The organism is Kineococcus vitellinus (genome assembly GCF_009906315.1).
Classification (GTDB): domain Bacteria; phylum Actinomycetota; class Actinomycetes; order Actinomycetales; family Kineococcaceae; genus Kineococcus; species Kineococcus vitellinus.
In genome coordinates, this window is record NZ_JAAALL010000463.1 from 1 (window position 1) to 2,206 (window position 2,206).

Sequence of the window (2,206 nt, forward strand, 5' to 3'; positions counted from 1 at the left end):
CCCCCGGCGGCAGCGCGGGCGCACCCGTCGCCAGGGGCACCGGGGTGGTGGCCGGCGGCATCGACGACCCGTCCGGCGAGGGGGCGGTGCCCGACGGGGACGGGGAGCGGCGCGTCCTGGACGGCGGCGCGTCCTCGTCCTCCCCGGCGGTGCCCGCGGAGGGCTCGGAGGAGGTCTGGGGGGGCGGGGCGATCGGCAGCGAGGACGTCGGCACCGCGGTGGCCCTGTCGTCGGGCTGGACGATGGCGACGGGGTTGGGCACGTCCTTGAGCCGGCCCTGCTGGACGGCGGCGATGGCCACGGCGGTGCCGGCCGTCGCCAGCAGCAGCGCGCCGACGACGACGACGACGGGCCGCTTGGGCAGCGCCCGCACCCGCCTGCCGCGCACCGCCGGCGCGGGCAGCACGACGTCGGGGTCGACGCCGTCGAGGGAGCCCGCCGCCGCGAGGGGCAGCGCCGCGCCGTAGGAGCCGGGACGCGGCTCGACGAACGCGCGCATGCCGTTCACCCACGCCGGCAGCCGGTCGGGCCGCTGGGCGGGGTCGTCGGACAGCGCCTGCAGCAGCAGCTCCGCCAGCCCGGGGTGGGGTGCGGTGAGCGGGGCGGCGGCGAGCTGGCGGCGCACCAGCGCCGGCTCGAGCGCCCCGTCGGGGCCCGCGGCCGGCGGCTGGCCGGTGAGCAGCAGCACGGCGGTGGCGCCGAAGCCGAAGACGTCGCCGGCCGCCGACGGCAGCGCACCGGCCCGCACCTCGGGGGCGGTGTAGACGCTCGCGGTGCGCCGCACGGGCCCGCGCCGCAGACCGCCCAGGCTGGCGCCGGCCAGGCGGACGCCGTCGGCGGGCCAGAAGCCGCCGAGGCGCACCGTGCGCGGGGTGATGTCGCCGTGGACCAGGGGCGGGGCCTCCTCGGAACCGCGGTGCAGCTCCTGCAGCACGCCGGCGGCCGCGGCCAGGACGGTGAAGCGCTCCTCGACGCCGGCGCCGGGGTCGTCGCGCAGCCAGTCGGCCACCGAGCGGCCCGAGGCCTGCTCCAGGACGGCGTAGCTCCACTCCCCGCCGGCGGTGTCGGCCCGCCCGGGCGGGTGCGGAGCGGCTCCGGAGAAGGTCTGCAGCACGCCGGCGAGGCGGGCGTGGCGGACGCGGGCCAGGCCGGCGGCGCGCTCGCGCCACAGCTGCTCGGGGGTGCTCCCCCCGTCGTCCCGCCCGTCGGCGGGCTCGCCGTCCTGCTCGCCGTCCTGCTCGCCGTGCACGACGCTCAGGTCGTCGGGACCGGCGGGCCGCAGGGCGGCGAGGGTGAACAGCGCCTCCCCGGCGGCCGCGCGGTGGTCCAGGACGTGCCAGGCCTCGTCGGCGCCCTCGGCCTCGCCCAGCAGCTCGAAGCGGTCCGGGTCCCCGGCCGGGCCGGCGTGGTGGCGCACCAGCGACGGGACGTCGGCGGAGGTCAGCCTGTCCTCCGGCCAGCCCTCGGTCGTCACCTGCGGCACCTCCGCGCCTCGGCGGTGCGCTGCGCGCACCGTGTTCGGGCCTCCATGATGCCCCAACCGGGCGAGCGGTCGCCCCCGTCGGGCCCCTGGCGGAGGCCGAATCCTTGAACTCCTCCCCGCGGCACGCTATGGAGCCGCGGGCAGCAGGGCGGCGCGCACCGCCTCCAGCCCCTCGAGGCGCACCTGCGGGCGCGGGCGGGCGGCCCAGTCCGCGGCGTCCAGGCGCAGCCGCTGCTGCTCCACGACCCGCCCCTCGCGCACCGCGCGGGAGCGTCCGTCGTCGCGGTAGCCCAGCGCGCGCGAGACGGCCAGGCTCGCCGGGTTGTCCACGAAGGCCTCGCTGCGCGCGCTGAGCACCCCCAGGCCGGCGAACGCCAGGTGCAGGACGGCGGCGCGCGCGAGCCGGCCCGTGCCCCGCCCCTGGTGCTCCAGCCCCAGCCAGGAACCGGTGACGACCTCGCGCAGCAGCGGGGAGCCGCTCGACTCCAGCGACTGGGTGCCGACGACGACGCCGTCGCGGTGGACGACGAAGTCGAGCCGCCACTCCTGCGGCGTCCACGAGGCCCACCCGAGCAGGTGCCAGCGCAGGGTGCGGCGGGCGCGCTCGGCGGGCTCGCAGCGCGTCCACGGCACCGCGAAGGGCATCCGGTCGTCGGCGTGCACGCCGCGGGCCGCGAGCTCGGCGAGCTCGACCAGGGCGCCCACGTCCCCCGTGCGCAGCTC

At 79.7% G+C, this 2,206-nt stretch carries 2 protein-coding genes; both read right to left on the reverse strand.

Annotated elements, in window-relative coordinates; genetic code table 11:
• Nucleotides 1-1,474 (reverse strand): serine/threonine-protein kinase (locus GTQ99_RS22450; RefSeq protein WP_166617893.1); only part of this gene is annotated, 1,474 nt, incomplete at its 3' end.
• Nucleotides 1,475-1,609: 135 nt separating this feature from the next.
• Nucleotides 1,610-2,206: GNAT family N-acetyltransferase (locus GTQ99_RS22455; RefSeq protein WP_166617894.1), on the reverse strand; the 597-nt coding region annotated here is incomplete at its 5' end.